Raw genomic sequence first — 13,620 nt, 5'->3', positions numbered from 1 at the left:
AATGAATGCACTATATCCAGCAACCGCAGGCGATTGAGGCGAAAAGCTTCGACATTATTGGCGACATTATTGCGCAGACCCGCCCGGACTACCGCTTTGCCAGCCCGCTGCACGAAGCCATTATCAAGCGGGTGATCCACACCACCGCCGATTTTGACTGGCTGGATATTCTGTGGTTTTCGCCCGACGTTCTTCCGCGCTTGAGCGCCGCCCTGAGCCAGCCCTGCACGCTTTATACCGATACCACCATGGCGCTCTCCGGGATCAATAAAACCCTGCTGGCGAAATTCGGCGGCGAGTGCCGCTGCTATATCAGCGATCCGCGGGTGGTGGCGGAGGCCAAGGCGCAGGGGATGACCCGCTCGATGGCGGCGGTCGATATCGCGGTCGCCGAAGAGGGCGAGAAGGTGTTTGTTTTCGGCAATGCGCCCACCGCGCTGTTTCGTTTGCTGGAGCATGACGTCGCGGTCAACGGCGTGATTGGCGTGCCGGTCGGTTTTGTCGGCGCGGCGGAGTCGAAAGAGGCCCTGACGCAGAGTGGCCTGCCGGGTATCGCCGCGCTGGGTCGTAAAGGCGGCAGCAACGTCGCCGCCGCCATCGTCAACGCCATTTTGTACCACTTACAGGGGGCGCGATGAGCGAGCAATCCTTTGACGCCCCGGTGTGGCATAACGGCAAGGCGCTGCGCAAAGGCTATACCACCGGATCCTGCGCGACGGCGGCAGCCAAGGTCGCAGCGCTGATGGTGATGCGCCAGCATCTGATTCATCAGGTCTCCATTGTTACCCCTTCCGGCGTCACCCTGTGCCTTAACGTCGAGTCGCCGCACGTCGAAGGGCAGCAGGCGATCGCCGCCATTCGTAAAGACGGCGGCGACGATGTTGACGCCACCCACGGGATGCTGATTTTTGCCCGCGTGACGCTCGACGATTCCGGCGAGATTACCCTGCGCGGCGGCGAAGGCGTCGGCACGGTCACCCGCAAAGGCATCGGCCTGCCCATCGGCAGCCCGGCGATTAACCGCACTCCGCGCCATACCATTGAGTCGGCGGTGCGCGAAGCGATAGGCCCGTCGCGCGGGGCCGAAGTCGAGATTTTCGCCCCGGAGGGCGAGGCGCGGGCGCAGAAAACCTATAACTCGCGGCTCGGGATCCTGGGCGGCATCTCGATTATCGGTACCACCGGTATCGTGACGCCGATGTCGGAGGAGAGCTGGAAGCGTTCGCTGTCGCTGGAGCTGGAAATTAAGCGCGCGGCGGGGCTGGAGCGGGTGGTGCTGGTGCCGGGCAACCACGGCGAGCGCTTCGTCCGCGAGCAGATGGGCATCGATTCGCAGGTGGTGGTCACCATGAGCAACTTCGTCGGCTACATGATTGAAGAGGCCGTGCGCCTCGGGTTCCGCCAGATTGTGCTGATCGGCCACCCTGGCAAGCTGATTAAAGTCGCCGCCGGGATCTTCCACACCCACAGCCATATCGCCGATGCGCGGATGGAAACCCTGGTCGCGCATCTGGCGCTGCTGGGCGCGCCGCTGGCGCTTTTGCAGTTGGTGAGCGAATGCGATACCACCGAAGCGGCGATGGAGCACATCGACGCGTACGGTTTTCAGCATATCTATCACCATCTTGCCGAACGCATCTGCCTGCGGGTGATGCAGATGCTGCGCTTTACCAAAGCGCCGCCCGTCTGCGACGCCATCATGTTCTCCTTTGATAACAAGGTCCTCGGCAGCAATCGGCCGATCGCCGAGATTGCGCGGGAGATGTCATGTTAACGGTGGTTGGCATGGGCCCGTCGGGCCTGCATCTGATGACGCCGGCGGCGCGGGACGCGGTCGCCAGTGCGGACGCGCTGGTGGGCGGCAAGCGGCATCTGCAGCAGTTCCCTGAGTTTGACGGCGAACGGTTTGCGCTGGGGGCCAATATCGCCGAACTGCTGGTCTGGCTCGGCGAGCGTGACGCGCAGAAGGTGGTGGTGCTGGCCTCCGGCGACCCGCTCTTTTACGGCATCGGTACGCGGCTGATAGCCCACTTTGGCATCGATCGCGTGCGCATTATTCCCGGCATCAGCGCGGTGCAGTATCTCTGCGCGAAGGCCGGTATCGATATGAACGATATCTGGCTGACCAGCAGCCACGGGCGAGACGTCTGTTTTGATGAGCTGGCGCGCCAGCGCAAGGTGGCGATGGTGACCGACGGGCGCTGCGGGCCGCGGGAAATCGCCGCCCAGCTGGCGGCGCGGGGAAAAGGGTATCGCTGGATGGTGATTGGCGAAAATCTGGCGATGGATAACGAGCGGATCCGCTGGCTACCGGTCAGTGAGGTCGACGGTGAATATGAGATGAACGCGGTGGTGATCCTCGATGAAAGATGAGCTTTTTCTGCGCGGCGAGAAGGTGCCGATGACCAAAGAGGCGGTTCGCGCGCTGGCGCTGGCCAAACTTGAACTGCACCGGGCAAGCCACCTGATTGATATCGGCGCCGGTACCGGCAGCGTGTCAATTGAGGCGGCGCTGCAGTATCCCTCGCTGCAGGTGACGGCGGTCGAACGCAACCCCGCGGCCCTGCAGCTGCTGGACGAAAACCGCCAGCATTTCGCCTGCGGCAACATTGAGATCCTGCCCGGCGAAGCGCCGATGGTGATCACCGAACGCGCCGATGCCATTTTTATGGGCGGCAGCGGCGGCCGCCTCGACGCGCTCATTGACTGGTCGTGGCAGCAGCTCTACCCCGGCGGTCGTCTGGTGATGACCTTTATCCTCCAGGAGAACCTGAACGCCGCTCTCGACTATCTGCGGCTGAAGGGAATCGAACAGGTTGATTGCCTGCAGCTGAACGTTTCAGCGCTGACAACGCTTGGCAGCGGCCACTATTTCAAACCGAATAATCCCGTTTTTGTTATCGCCTGTCAGAAGGAAGAAAACCATGGCTGAGACATTTGATCCCCGTAGTGTGTGGTTCGTTGGCGCAGGGCCGGGCGACCGTGAGCTGATTACCCTCAAGGGCTACCGCTTGCTCCAGCAGGCCCAGGTGGTGATCTACGCCGGGTCGCTGATAAACACCGAGCTGCTGGAGTATTGTCCGCCTGGCGCTGAGTGCCACGACAGCGCCGAACTGCATCTGGAGCAAATTCTCGACCTGATGGAAGCCGGGGTTAACGCCGGGAAAACGGTGGTGCGTTTACAGACCGGAGACGTGTCGCTGTACGGCTCGGTACGCGAGCAGGGCGAAGAGCTGACTAAACGCGGCATCGACTGGCAGGTGGTGCCGGGCGTCAGCGCGTTTCTGGGCGCCGCGGCGGAGCTGGGCGTCGAATACACCGTCCCGGAAGTCTCCCAGAGCCTGATTATTACCCGCCTCGAAGGGCGCACGCCGGTGCCGGAGCGCGAGCAGCTTGAGTCGTTTGCCAGCCACCAGACCTCGATGGCGATTTACCTCTCCGTGCAGCGTATTCATCGGGTAGCGGAGCGCCTGATTGAAGGCGGTTACCCGGCAACCACGCCGGTAGCGGTGATCTATAAAGCGACCTGGCCGGAAAGCCAGACCGTACGCGGCACCCTGGCGGATATCGGCGACAAGGTGCGCGAGGCGGGGATCCGCAAAACGGCGCTCATTCTGGTCGGGAATTTCCTGGGCTCTGAGTATCACTACTCAAAACTCTACGCGGCGGACTTTAGCCATGAATACCGTAAAGCCTGAATCAATCGCGCTTTTTTGCCTGACCCCAGGCGGCGTCCGGCTGGCGAAACGGCTGGCGGCGATGCTGCCGTTAACCTGTTTTACCAGCGAGAAGCTGCTGGAGGAGGGGTTTCTTCCCTTTGAAAACGGTTTTGCCAGCGCCGCGCGCGAGGCCTTCAGCAGCTATTCGGCGCTGATCTTCATCGGCGCCACCGGGATCGCGGTACGCGTGCTGGCCCCGCTGGTGAATGACAAGTTCAGCGACCCGGCGGTGGTGGTGATTGACGAGCGCGGCCAGCACGTTATTAGCCTGCTTTCCGGCCACGCGGGGGGTGCAAATGCCCTGAGCCGCTATCTGGCCGGGATGCTCGGCGCCGATCCGGTGATCACCACCGCCACCGACGTCAACGAGATGGCGGCGCTGGATACCCTGGCGTTCCAGCTTAATGCCCGAATGGTCGACTTCCGCGCGGCGGTGAAAACCGTCAACCAGATGCTGGTCAGCCATCAGCGCGTCGGCCTGTGGTGGGACGACGAGCTGTATGAAGACGTCAGCCGCTGCGACCGGCGTGGATTTATCACCGTGACCGATTTGCACCAGCTTCCTGAGCTGGACGCGCTGGTCTGCGTCACCCTGCGCAACGAACTGCCGGCGATCGCCGTGCCGCACTGGAAGCTGGTACCGCAGCGGGTGGTCGCCGGAATTGGCTGCCGTCGCGATACGCCATTCCCGCTGTTAGCGACGCTGCTGGCGCGCCAGCTTGAGGCGCAGCGCCTCGATCCGCTGGCGCTGAAAGCCATCGGCAGCGTCACGCTGAAGAAGCACGAGCAGGGGCTGATTCAGCTGGCCTCCTGCTGCCGTGTGCCGTTTGAAACCTTTACCGCTGATGCGCTGCGCGAGCATGAGCATCACTTTCCCGCTTCATCGTTCGTCAGAAACACCGTCGGCGTGGGGAGCGTATCCGGCCCGGCGGCCTGGCTGCTGAGCCATGGGCAACTGTTGGGCGAAACCCTGCGCGAACAGGGCGTCACTATTACTTTGGGAGTATCACACTGATGTTAAGCGTAATCGGAATCGGCCCTGGCTCGCAGTCAATGATGACCATGGAGGCCATTGAGGCGCTGCAGGCGGCGGAAATCGTCGTTGGCTATAAAACCTACACCCACCTGGTGAAAGCCTTTACCGGCGATAAGCAGGTGATCAAAACCGGGATGTGCAAAGAGATTGAACGCTGCCAGGCGGCGATTGAGCTGGCGCAGGCCGGGCATAACGTGGCGCTGATCAGCAGCGGCGATGCCGGTATTTACGGCATGGCCGGACTGGTGCTTGAGCTGGTCAGCAAGCAGAAGCTGGATGTGGAAGTTCGCCTGATCCCGGGGATGACTGCCAGCATCGCCGCCGCCTCGCTGCTGGGCGCGCCGCTGATGCACGACTTCTGCCATATCAGCCTCAGCGACCTGCTGACCCCGTGGCCGGTGATTGAAAAGCGCATTGTCGCCGCCGGGGAAGCCGACTTCGTGATCTGTTTTTACAACCCGCGCAGCCGCGGCCGCGAAGGGCATCTGGCGCGCGCTTTTGAGCTGCTGTCGGCCAGCAAAAGCGCGCAGACCCCGGTGGGGGTAGTGAAGTCCGCCGGACGTAAAAAGCAGGAGAAATGGCTGACCACCTTAGGGGAAATGGATTTTGAACCGGTCGATATGACCAGTCTGGTGATCGTCGGCAATAAAGCGACCTATATCCAGGATGGCCTGATGATCACCCCGCGGGGCTACGTGCTGTGAGTGAGGTGCTGGTGATCGGCGGAACCAGCGACGCGCGGGCGCTGTGCCAGCAGCTTGACGCGGCGCAGGTTCGCTACACCCTGTCGGTGGCGACGCCGACCGGCCAGCAGCTGGCGGGCGATATTCGCGGGCAGGTGCGCTGCGGGCGTCTTGAGCCGGAGGAGATGATCGCCTGGCTGAAGGCCAACCGGACCCGCTGGGTGATTGATGCTTCGCACCCCTACGCCGAAGCGGTGAGCCGCAATATCGTCCAGGCCTGCGAAACCGCCGGCGTGCTGCTGAGCCGCTATCAGCGCCCTGAACAGCTGAGCGGCCTGACGCATCCGCTGCTCTATACCGTGGAGAGCATTGAACAGGCCTGCGAGGTCGCGCGGCGCTTCGGTCCGCGCGTGCTGCTCACCACGGGCAGCAAAGATCTGGCGCGCTGGCGGGCGGGATTAGGCGAAAAAACGCTGCTGGCCCGGGTGTTGCCGGTAGCCGATGTCATCGCGCAGTGCGCCGCGCTGGGGTTCGGCGTTGGCGAGATCTTCGCCCTGTGTGGGCCGTTCAGCGCCGAGTTCAACGCCGCTTTCTACCGCCAGTGCCGGGCCGATGTGGTGATCACCAAGGCCTCCGGCGCCGAGGGCGGCTATCAGGAAAAAGTACAACCCTGTCTGGATGCCGGTATCCCCTGCATCGTGATTACGCGCCCGGCGCCGCTGGTGACCGGTGAAGAATTACTGGAAAGTCAGGCTGCCTTTGCCCGGCGCTTAGCGCGCTGGCTGGCCGCTGCTTAAGGAGTCAGAAATGAAAAAAGCGCTTCTGGTGGTCAGTTTTGGCACCAGCTATCCCGACACCTGTGAAAAAAACATCGTCGCCTGCGAGCGCGAGCTGGCGGCCAGCTGCCCGGACCGCGACACGTTTCGCGCCTTTACCTCCGGGATGATTATCCGCAAGCTCAAACAGCGCGACGGCATTGAGATTGATACCCCGCTGCAGGCGTTGCAGAAGCTGGCCGAGCAGGGCTACCAGGATGTGGCGATTCAGTCGCTGCACATTATCAACGGCGATGAGTATGAAAAGATCGTCCGCGAAGTGCAAAGCCTGCGCCCGCTGTTCCTCCGCCTGACGCTGGGGGCGCCGCTGCTGAGCAGCCATAACGATTACGTCCAGCTGATGCAGGCGCTGCGCCAGCAGATGCCGCCGCTTGCCGCAGATGAAACGGTAGTTTTTATGGGACACGGCGCCAGCCATCACGCTTTCGCCGCCTACGCCTGCCTGGACCATATGATGACGGCGAAGGGGTTTCCGGCGCGGGTCGGCGCGGTCGAGAGCTATCCGGAGGTCGATATTCTTATCGACAGCCTGCGCCAGCAGGGGGTGAAGGGCGTGCACCTGATGCCGCTGATGCTGGTGGCCGGCGATCACGCCATTAACGATATGGCCTCGGACGAAGAGGATTCCTGGAAAACGCTGTTCAACGCCGCCGGTATCACGGCGACGCCGTGGCTGAACGGACTGGGAGAGAATCCGGCGGTGCGCGCGATGTTTGTCGCCCACCTGCGGCAGGCGCTGAGCCTGGCGATGGAGGAGGCGGCATGAGCGGCAAACTGTATGCCCTGAGCACCGGCCCCGGCGCCGCCGATCTGATCACCGTGCGCGCGGCGCGGGTGCTGGACACGCTGGACATTCTCTACGCGCCCGCCGGACGTAAAGGCGGCGACAGCCTCGCGCTCTCCATCGTGCGCGAATATATCGGCGAACAGACCGAAGTGCGCTGCTGCCATTTCCCGATGAGCGCCGACAGCGCGGAAAAAGAGGCGGTGTGGGACGAGGTCGCCGCCGCGCTGGTTCAGGAAGTGGAAGCGGGCAAGCAGGTCGGTTTTATTACCCTCGGCGACGCCATGCTGTTCAGCACCTGGGTGTTCTTACTCCAGCGCATCGGCTGCCCGGAGTGGCTGGAGATTGTGCCCGGCGTCACCTCTTTCGCCGCCATTGCCGCGCGTTCAAAAACGCCGCTGGCCATGGAACAGCAGTCGCTGGCGGTGATCTCCTGCACCGCGCCGGAAACGGAAATCGAGCAGGCGCTGCGCCAGCATGAAAGCCTGGTGCTGATGAAAGTCTACGGGCGCTTTCCCCGCATCAAAGCGCTGCTGGCGAAAAACGGCCTGCTGGATGCCGCGCTGATGATGTCCGAAGCCACGCTGCCGGGCGAGCAGTGCTGGCGTCATTTGACTGAAGTCAGCGACGACCAGCCGCTGCCCTATTTCTCGACCATTCTGGTCAACAAACAGTGGGAGTATGCAGAATGAAACTTGAACAACAGCTAAAACAGCTGTCTTTCAGCGGCTTAGCTGCGGCGCTATTGCTGATAGTGGTGCCCGAAAAGGCTTTCGCGATGCACATCATGGAGGGGTTTTTACCGCCGATGTGGGCCCTGGCGTGGTGGCTGCTGTTTTTACCCTGCCTGTGGTACGGGCTGGTTCGCCTGCGCCGTATCGTGCAGGAAGATAATAACCAGAAGGTGCTGCTGGCGCTGTGCGGGGCGTTTATTTTTGTCCTCTCGGCGCTGAAAATTCCTTCCGTCACCGGCAGCTGTTCGCACCCGACCGGCGTCGGCCTGGCGGTGATTCTCTTCGGGCCGGGCGTGGTGGCGATCCTTGGCGCCATCGTGCTGCTGTTCCAGGCGCTGCTGCTGGCGCACGGCGGGCTGACGACGCTCGGCGCGAACGGCATGTCGATGGCGGTCATCGGGCCGGTGGTCGGCTATATGGTATGGAAAATGGCCTGCCGCGCGGGCATTCGTCGCGATGTCGGGGTGTTTCTCTGCGCCATGCTGGCGGATCTGGTGACCTACTTTGTCACCTCGGTCCAGCTCGGCGTGGCCTTCCCGGATCCGACTGCCGGCGCGACCGGCTCGATCGTCAAGTTTATGGGGATCTTCTGCCTGACCCAGATCCCGATCGCCATTGCTGAAGGGCTGTTAACCGTCATGATCTACGACCAGTTGACCAAACGTCAGCTGATTACCGCACAGGGGCATTAACATGAAAAAGACGCTGATATTGTTAGCCATGGTGGTGGGGCTGGTGATCCTGCCGTTCTTTGTCGATCACGGCGGCGAGTTTGGCGGCTCGGACGGCGAGGCGGAGAGCCAGATTCAGGTGGTCGCGCCGCATTATGAGCCGTGGTTCCAGCCGCTGTATGAACCGGCAAGCGGGGAGATTGAGAGCCTGCTGTTTACGCTCCAGGGCTCTCTTGGCGCGGCGGTGATATTCTATATTCTGGGCTACAGCAAAGGCAGACAGCGCCGTGATGACCGGGTTTGACCGACTCAGCTACCAGAGCCGCTGGTTTCACGTCGCGCCGGAGCGCAAGTTCCTGTTCTGGCTGCTGCTGATGGGGCTGGCCTTTACCCTGCCACCGCTGGGGCAGGGTATCGAAATGGCGCTGATTGCCGCCTTAACCTGCTGGCTGCTGCGGGTCTCGCCGTGGCGCTGGTGCCGCTGGATGGCGCTGCCGTTTGGCTTCCTGCTGATCGGGGTACTGACCATTCTGTTTAGCGTCAGCCGCGATCCGCAGGATCTGCTGGTGAGCCTGCCGCTGGGCAGCGTCCGGCTGGGCATCACATCGGAGGGGCTGACGACCGCCAATCAGACCTTCTGGCGCAGCCTGGCGGCGCTGGCGTCCACCTTCTGGCTGGTGCTGAATCTGCCGTTCCCGCAGCTTATTGTGCTGCTCAAGCGCGGGCGGGTGCCGCGGCTGCTGACCGAACAGATCCTGCTGACCTGGCGCTTTATTTTTATTCTGTTAGACGAAGCGCTGGCGATTCACCGTGCGCAAACATTACGTTTTGGCTACCGTAGCGTGCCGAAGGGCTATCGTTCGCTGGCCATGCTGGTAGGACTGCTGTTTACCCGGGTGATGATCCGCTACCAGCAGATGAGCACCACGCTGGATATCAAACTGTATCAGGGTGATTTTCACCTCTAAGGATAAGTATGCTTGCCACGACCGATCTCTGGTTTCGCTATCAGGACGAGCCGGTGCTGAAGGGGCTGACGCTGGATTTTTCCCATCACGCGGTGACCGGACTGGTGGGGGCGAACGGCTGCGGAAAATCGACGCTGTTTATGAATCTGAGCGGTCTGCTGCGCCCGCAGAGCGGGGCGGTGCTGTGGCAAGGAAAACCGCTGGACTACAGCAAGCGCGGCCTGCTGGCGCTGCGCCAGCAGGTGGCGACCGTTTTTCAGGACCCGGACCAGCAAATCTTCTATACCGATATCGACAGCGATATTGCCTTTAGCCTGCGTAACCTGGGGGTTGCGGAAGAGGAAATCGCCCGGCGGGTGGACGATGCGCTGACTCTCGTCGATGCCCAGGGGTTTCGTCACCAGCCGATTCAGTGCCTGAGCCACGGGCAGAAAAAGCGCGTGGCGATAGCCGGGGCGCTGGTGCTGCAGGCGCGCTACTTACTGCTCGACGAGCCGACGGCGGGGCTCGATCCCTCGGGGCGCGCGCAGATGATCGACATCATTAAGCGCATTGCCGATCGGGGCAACCACGTGGCGATCTCCAGCCACGATATCGATCTGATCTATGAAGTTAGCGATGCGGTTTACGTGTTACGCCGCGGCGAAGTGCTGGCGCACGGCGAACCCGGCGAGGTGTTTGCCCGCAGCGAACTGATGGCCCAGGCCGGGCTTACCCAGCCGTGGCTGGTGAAGCTGCACGCGCAGCTCGGGCTGCCGCTGTGTAAAACCGAAGAAGAATTTTTTACGCGGATGCGAAGCAACGCGATGAAGGAGGCGTCATGACGCTGGCAATTATGTTACAGGGCACCGCTTCCGACGTCGGTAAAAGCGTGCTGGTCGCGGGGCTGTGCCGTATTTTTTATCAGGACGGTCAGCGCACCGCGCCGTTTAAATCGCAGAATATGGCGCTCAATTCTGGTATTACGCCAGATGGCAAAGAGATGGGCCGGGCGCAGATTTTCCAGGCCGAAGCGGCGGGGATCGCGCCGGACGTGCGCATGAACCCGGTGCTGCTCAAGCCGACCAGCGACCGCAAAGCGCAGGTGGTGCTGATGGGCAAGGTGGCGACCGATATGGACGCGGTGAGCTATCACGAATATAAGCCGCGCCTGCGCGAACAGATCCTCTCGGTCTATAACAGCCTGGCCGCCGAACATGATGTGCTGGTGCTGGAAGGGGCGGGCAGCCCGGCGGAGATCAACCTGCGCGATCGCGACATCGTCAATATGGGCATGGCCGAGATGGCGCAGTGCCCGGTGATCCTCGTGGCGGATATCGATCGCGGCGGCGTATTCGCCTCTATCTACGGCACCCTCGCGCTGCTGCACGACCACGAGCGCACGCGGGTCAAGGGGGTGATTATCAACAAATTTCGCGGCGACGTGGCGCTGCTCTACTCCGGGATCGAGCAGATAGAAGCGCTCACCGGCGTCCCGGTGCTCGGCGTGATGCCGTGGCTGGACGTCGATCTCGAAGATGAGGACGGCGTGGCGCTGCAAAAAGGTAAATATCTGCGCACCGACAGGCGCGACATTGAGATTGCCGTGGTTCAGCTGCCGCACATCGCCAATTTTACCGATTTCAACGCGCTGGCGGCGCAGCCGGACGTCCGCGTCCGCTACGTTCGCCAGCCGCAGGAGCTGACGGGCGTGGATATGATTATCCTGCCGGGCAGTAAAAACACGCTCGGCGATCTGCGCTGGCTGCGCGAAAGCGGTATGGCGCACGCGGTACTGCAGGCCCGGCGTCAGGGCGTACCGGTGCTGGGGATCTGCGGCGGCTACCAGATGCTCGGCGAAACCATTATTGATGAGGTGGAGTCGGGGCTTGGCACGCAGCCGGGGCTGGGGTTGCTCAATACCGTCACCCACTTTGCGCAGCACAAAACCACGACCCAGGTGACGGCGACCCTGGCCCCAGGGCTACCGGCGTGGCTGGCGGCAACGGCGGGGCTGGCCGTACGCGGCTATGAGATCCATATGGGCGAAACCGAGCTTCGCGACGGCTGCCGTTCGCTGATGCAACTCCATAAAAACGGGCTGAGCGTAGCGGACGGCGCGGTCAGCGACGACGGCCTGGCGTTTGGCACCTATCTGCACGGCCTGTTTGATAGCGATGAATTTACCCGCGCGCTGGTTAACGGCCTGCGCCAGCGTAAAGGGCTGGCGGCGCTGGATAGCGATTTCGAATATGCGCAGTATAAATCCCGCCAGTTCGATCTGCTGGCCGACGCGATGCGCCAGCATATCGATATCGAAAAAATCTACGCCATCATGCGCCAGCATCAGGAGTCCATATGCTGACTTTAGTCACCGGCGGGGCGCGCAGCGGTAAAAGCCGTCATGCCGAAGCGCTGATTGCCCATGCGCCGCAGGTACTGTACATCGCCACCTCGCAGATCTTTGATGACGAGATGGCGGCGAGGATCCAGCACCACCGCGACGGCAGGCCCGCACACTGGCGCACCGCCGAGCGCTGGCAGCAGCTTGATGAGCTGATAACGCCGGATATCGCCCCGCAAGAGGCGATTTTGCTGGAATGCATCACCACCATGGTGACCAACCTGCTGTTTGCGCTGGGCGGCGACAGCGCACCGGACGGCTGGGATTATGCGGCGATGGAACGGGCGATCGACGCCGAAATCGACGTCCTGATCGCCGCCTGCCAGCGCTGTCCGGCCCGCGTGGTGCTGGTGACCAACGAAGTGGGGATGGGGATTGTGCCGGAGAATCGTCTGGCCCGCCATTTCCGCGACATCGCCGGGCGCGTCAACCAGCGTCTTGCGGCGGCGGCGGACGACGTCTGGCTGGTGGTGTCGGGCATCGGTGTGAAAATCAAGTAAATCAGGCGCTCCGTACCGGGAGTTATTCTTCCTGCTGGCTCTGCCCTGAGCCAGCCAACATGACGAGAACCTCTATGCAAAGCTTAACCTCTCTACTGGGTGCGATCCCTGCGCCTGATGAAAACGCGATGGTGCGCGCCCGGCTTCATATTGACGGCCTGCTGAAGCCGCCCGGAAGCCTTGGACGCCTTGAAGATCTTGCCGTACAGCTGGCGGGCATGCCCGGCCTTGACGGCGTCCCGCAGGTGAAAAAGAAGGCGCTGCTGGTGATGTGCGCCGACCACGGCGTGTGGGACGAAGGGGTCGCCATCTCGCCGAAAGCGGTCACCGCGATTCAGGCGGCGAATATGACGCTAGGCAAAACCGGCGTTTGCGTACTGGCGGCGCAGGCGGGCGCGAAGGTGCACGTCATTGACGTCGGGATCGATGCCGAGCTTATTCCGGGCGTTATCAACATGCGCGTGGCGCGCGGCTGCGGCAATATCGCCGTCGGTCCGGCAATGCGCCGCGGCCAGGCGGAAGAGCTGCTGCTGGAGGTGATGCGCTATACCCGAGGGCTGGCGCAGGATGGCGTGACGCTGTTCGGCGTCGGGGAGCTCGGGATGGCGAATACCACCCCGGCGGCGGCGATTGTCAGCGTCCTGACCGGCAGCGATGCCCAGGAGGTGGTGGGGATTGGCGCTAATCTGCCGTTGGCGAAAGTCGCTAACAAAGTGGAGGTGGTGCGTCGGGCAATTGCCGTCAATAGACCCGACCCGAATGATGGCCTGGACGTGCTGGCGAAAGTGGGCGGTTTTGATTTATTGGGGATGACGGGCGTGATGCTGGGCGCGGCCTCCTGCGGCCTGCCGGTGGTGCTCGACGGCTTCCTCTCCTACGCGGCGGCGCTGGCGGCGTGCCGAATTGCGCCGGAAGTGAAACCCTATCTAATCCCGTCCCACTATTCGGCGGAGAAGGGCGCGCGTACGGCACTGATGCATCTCGAACTGGAGCCCTACCTGAATATGGGGATGCGTCTGGGCGAAGGCAGCGGCGCGGCGCTGGCGATGCCGATCGTGGAAGCGGCCTGCGCGATGTACCACGAGATGGGCATGCTGGCGGCGAGCAATATTGTTTTGCCGAAGGGCTGAGAAAGGCATTAGGGAGCGGCGCTGCGCCGTTCCCTGAATCAGGCATAAGATTTTGCGGAGCGCAGAAACAAAAAAACACCCTTGAGGGTGTTTATGATGTTGGTTGCGGGGGCCGGATTTGAACCGACGACCTTCGGGTTATGAGCCCGACGAGCTACCAGGCTGCTCCACCCCGC

17 protein-coding genes are annotated in these 13,620 nt (G+C 62.3%); all 17 read left to right on the top strand.

The features are described from left to right. Positions 1 to 5: 5 nt before the first annotated feature. The 17 genes from CMQ96_RS19430 (at position 6) to cobT (ending at position 13,444) form a co-directional block, all read left to right on the top strand. Positions 6 to 638: a cobalt-precorrin-8 methylmutase gene (locus tag CMQ96_RS19430; protein ID WP_004133657.1), complete on the top strand. Its 633-nt coding sequence runs from the start codon at positions 6 to 8 to the stop codon at positions 636 to 638. Next, positions 635 to 1,774, top strand: coding sequence for a cobalt-precorrin-5B (C(1))-methyltransferase CbiD (cbiD, locus tag CMQ96_RS19425; protein WP_024358529.1), 1,140 nt, complete (start codon positions 635 to 637; stop codon positions 1,772 to 1,774). The genes CMQ96_RS19430 and cbiD overlap by 4 nt, the downstream gene beginning before the upstream one ends. Continuing rightward, entirely contained in the window at positions 1,768 to 2,373 is a 606-nt protein-coding gene (locus CMQ96_RS19420; RefSeq protein ID WP_004133663.1) for a cobalt-precorrin-7 (C(5))-methyltransferase, read from the top strand. The genes cbiD and CMQ96_RS19420 overlap by 7 nt, the downstream gene beginning before the upstream one ends. Further along, positions 2,363 to 2,932 (top strand): decarboxylating cobalt-precorrin-6B (C(15))-methyltransferase, encoded by a 570-nt coding sequence (locus tag CMQ96_RS19415; RefSeq protein ID WP_004133665.1) that lies wholly within the window; start codon positions 2,363 to 2,365, stop codon positions 2,930 to 2,932. Before CMQ96_RS19420 ends, CMQ96_RS19415 begins: the two co-directional genes overlap by 11 nt. After that, on the top strand, positions 2,925 to 3,698 hold the full coding sequence (locus CMQ96_RS19410; RefSeq protein WP_004124472.1) for a cobalt-precorrin-4 methyltransferase: 774 nt from the start codon (positions 2,925 to 2,927) through the stop codon (positions 3,696 to 3,698). Before CMQ96_RS19415 ends, CMQ96_RS19410 begins: the two co-directional genes overlap by 8 nt. Next, a complete protein-coding gene (gene cbiG, locus CMQ96_RS19405; RefSeq protein ID WP_098067188.1) occupies positions 3,679 to 4,734 on the top strand; it encodes a cobalt-precorrin 5A hydrolase in 1,056 nt (351 codons plus the stop codon). Before CMQ96_RS19410 ends, cbiG begins: the two co-directional genes overlap by 20 nt. Continuing rightward, a complete protein-coding gene (locus tag CMQ96_RS19400) occupies positions 4,734 to 5,459 on the top strand; it encodes a precorrin-3B C(17)-methyltransferase (RefSeq protein WP_004124467.1) in 726 nt (241 codons plus the stop codon). The genes cbiG and CMQ96_RS19400 overlap by 1 nt, the downstream gene beginning before the upstream one ends. Continuing rightward, on the top strand, positions 5,456 to 6,235 hold the full coding sequence (locus CMQ96_RS19395; RefSeq protein ID WP_024358527.1) for a cobalt-precorrin-6A reductase: 780 nt from the start codon (positions 5,456 to 5,458) through the stop codon (positions 6,233 to 6,235). Before CMQ96_RS19400 ends, CMQ96_RS19395 begins: the two co-directional genes overlap by 4 nt. 10 nt (positions 6,236 to 6,245) lie before the next feature. Continuing rightward, positions 6,246 to 7,040 carry a sirohydrochlorin cobaltochelatase gene (locus tag CMQ96_RS19390; protein ID WP_004133681.1) on the top strand — a complete coding sequence of 265 codons (795 nt, stop codon included), beginning with the start codon at positions 6,246 to 6,248 and terminating at the stop codon, positions 7,038 to 7,040. Next, positions 7,037 to 7,750, top strand: a complete 714-nt coding sequence (locus CMQ96_RS19385; RefSeq protein WP_049090116.1) for a cobalt-factor II C(20)-methyltransferase — start codon at positions 7,037 to 7,039, stop codon at positions 7,748 to 7,750. The genes CMQ96_RS19390 and CMQ96_RS19385 overlap by 4 nt, the downstream gene beginning before the upstream one ends. Further along, the gene (gene cbiM, locus CMQ96_RS19380; RefSeq protein WP_004124457.1) at positions 7,747 to 8,484 is read left to right on the top strand and encodes a cobalt ECF transporter S component CbiM; all 738 of its coding nucleotides are present in this window, start codon (positions 7,747 to 7,749) and stop codon (positions 8,482 to 8,484) included. Before CMQ96_RS19385 ends, cbiM begins: the two co-directional genes overlap by 4 nt. Position 8,485: 1 nt before the next feature. Further along, a complete protein-coding gene (locus CMQ96_RS19375) occupies positions 8,486 to 8,767 on the top strand; it encodes an energy-coupling factor ABC transporter substrate-binding protein (RefSeq protein WP_098067187.1) in 282 nt (93 codons plus the stop codon). Beyond that, positions 8,754 to 9,431, top strand: a complete 678-nt coding sequence (locus tag CMQ96_RS19370) for an energy-coupling factor ABC transporter transmembrane protein (protein ID WP_024358525.1) — start codon at positions 8,754 to 8,756, stop codon at positions 9,429 to 9,431. The genes CMQ96_RS19375 and CMQ96_RS19370 overlap by 14 nt, the downstream gene beginning before the upstream one ends. An 8-nt stretch (positions 9,432 to 9,439) precedes the next feature. Next, positions 9,440 to 10,255, top strand: a complete 816-nt coding sequence (locus tag CMQ96_RS19365; protein WP_024358524.1) for an energy-coupling factor ABC transporter ATP-binding protein — start codon at positions 9,440 to 9,442, stop codon at positions 10,253 to 10,255. Next, positions 10,252 to 11,775: a cobyric acid synthase gene (locus CMQ96_RS19360; RefSeq protein ID WP_098067186.1), complete on the top strand. Its 1,524-nt coding sequence runs from the start codon at positions 10,252 to 10,254 to the stop codon at positions 11,773 to 11,775. Before CMQ96_RS19365 ends, CMQ96_RS19360 begins: the two co-directional genes overlap by 4 nt. Next, positions 11,769 to 12,314, top strand: coding sequence for a bifunctional adenosylcobinamide kinase/adenosylcobinamide-phosphate guanylyltransferase (gene cobU / locus CMQ96_RS19355; protein ID WP_024358522.1), 546 nt, complete (start codon positions 11,769 to 11,771; stop codon positions 12,312 to 12,314). Before CMQ96_RS19360 ends, cobU begins: the two co-directional genes overlap by 7 nt. A gap of 74 nt (positions 12,315 to 12,388) precedes the next feature. Continuing rightward, positions 12,389 to 13,444: a nicotinate-nucleotide--dimethylbenzimidazole phosphoribosyltransferase gene (cobT, locus tag CMQ96_RS19350; protein ID WP_024358521.1), complete on the top strand. Its 1,056-nt coding sequence runs from the start codon at positions 12,389 to 12,391 to the stop codon at positions 13,442 to 13,444. Positions 13,445 to 13,620 lie beyond the last annotated feature (176 nt).

Origin of the sequence: Klebsiella sp. MBT K-1 (assembly GCF_002556465.1) — a bacterium.
Classification (GTDB): Bacteria; Pseudomonadota; Gammaproteobacteria; order Enterobacterales; family Enterobacteriaceae; genus Klebsiella; species Klebsiella grimontii.
The sequence above is the reverse complement of the archived record's forward strand: the minus strand, read 5'-3'. Positions and strand labels throughout refer to the sequence as shown.

Coding starts and splice junctions, on each gene's coding strand:
- CMQ96_RS19430 (WP_004133657.1), top strand. CDS start 6: ATGCACTATATCCAGCAACCGCAGGCGATTGAGGCGAAAAGCTTCGAC.
- cbiD (WP_024358529.1), top strand. CDS start 635: ATGAGCGAGCAATCCTTTGACGCCCCGGTGTGGCATAACGGCAAGGCG.
- CMQ96_RS19420 (WP_004133663.1), top strand. CDS start 1,768: ATGTTAACGGTGGTTGGCATGGGCCCGTCGGGCCTGCATCTGATGACG.
- CMQ96_RS19415 (WP_004133665.1), top strand. CDS start 2,363: ATGAAAGATGAGCTTTTTCTGCGCGGCGAGAAGGTGCCGATGACCAAA.
- CMQ96_RS19410 (WP_004124472.1), top strand. CDS start 2,925: ATGGCTGAGACATTTGATCCCCGTAGTGTGTGGTTCGTTGGCGCAGGG.
- cbiG (WP_098067188.1), top strand. CDS start 3,679: ATGAATACCGTAAAGCCTGAATCAATCGCGCTTTTTTGCCTGACCCCA.
- CMQ96_RS19400 (WP_004124467.1), top strand. CDS start 4,734: ATGTTAAGCGTAATCGGAATCGGCCCTGGCTCGCAGTCAATGATGACC.
- CMQ96_RS19390 (WP_004133681.1), top strand. CDS start 6,246: ATGAAAAAAGCGCTTCTGGTGGTCAGTTTTGGCACCAGCTATCCCGAC.
- CMQ96_RS19385 (WP_049090116.1), top strand. CDS start 7,037: ATGAGCGGCAAACTGTATGCCCTGAGCACCGGCCCCGGCGCCGCCGAT.
- cbiM (WP_004124457.1), top strand. CDS start 7,747: ATGAAACTTGAACAACAGCTAAAACAGCTGTCTTTCAGCGGCTTAGCT.
- CMQ96_RS19375 (WP_098067187.1), top strand. CDS start 8,486: ATGAAAAAGACGCTGATATTGTTAGCCATGGTGGTGGGGCTGGTGATC.
- CMQ96_RS19370 (WP_024358525.1), top strand. CDS start 8,754: ATGACCGGGTTTGACCGACTCAGCTACCAGAGCCGCTGGTTTCACGTC.
- CMQ96_RS19365 (WP_024358524.1), top strand. CDS start 9,440: ATGCTTGCCACGACCGATCTCTGGTTTCGCTATCAGGACGAGCCGGTG.
- CMQ96_RS19360 (WP_098067186.1), top strand. CDS start 10,252: ATGACGCTGGCAATTATGTTACAGGGCACCGCTTCCGACGTCGGTAAA.
- cobU (WP_024358522.1), top strand. CDS start 11,769: ATGCTGACTTTAGTCACCGGCGGGGCGCGCAGCGGTAAAAGCCGTCAT.
- cobT (WP_024358521.1), top strand. CDS start 12,389: ATGCAAAGCTTAACCTCTCTACTGGGTGCGATCCCTGCGCCTGATGAA.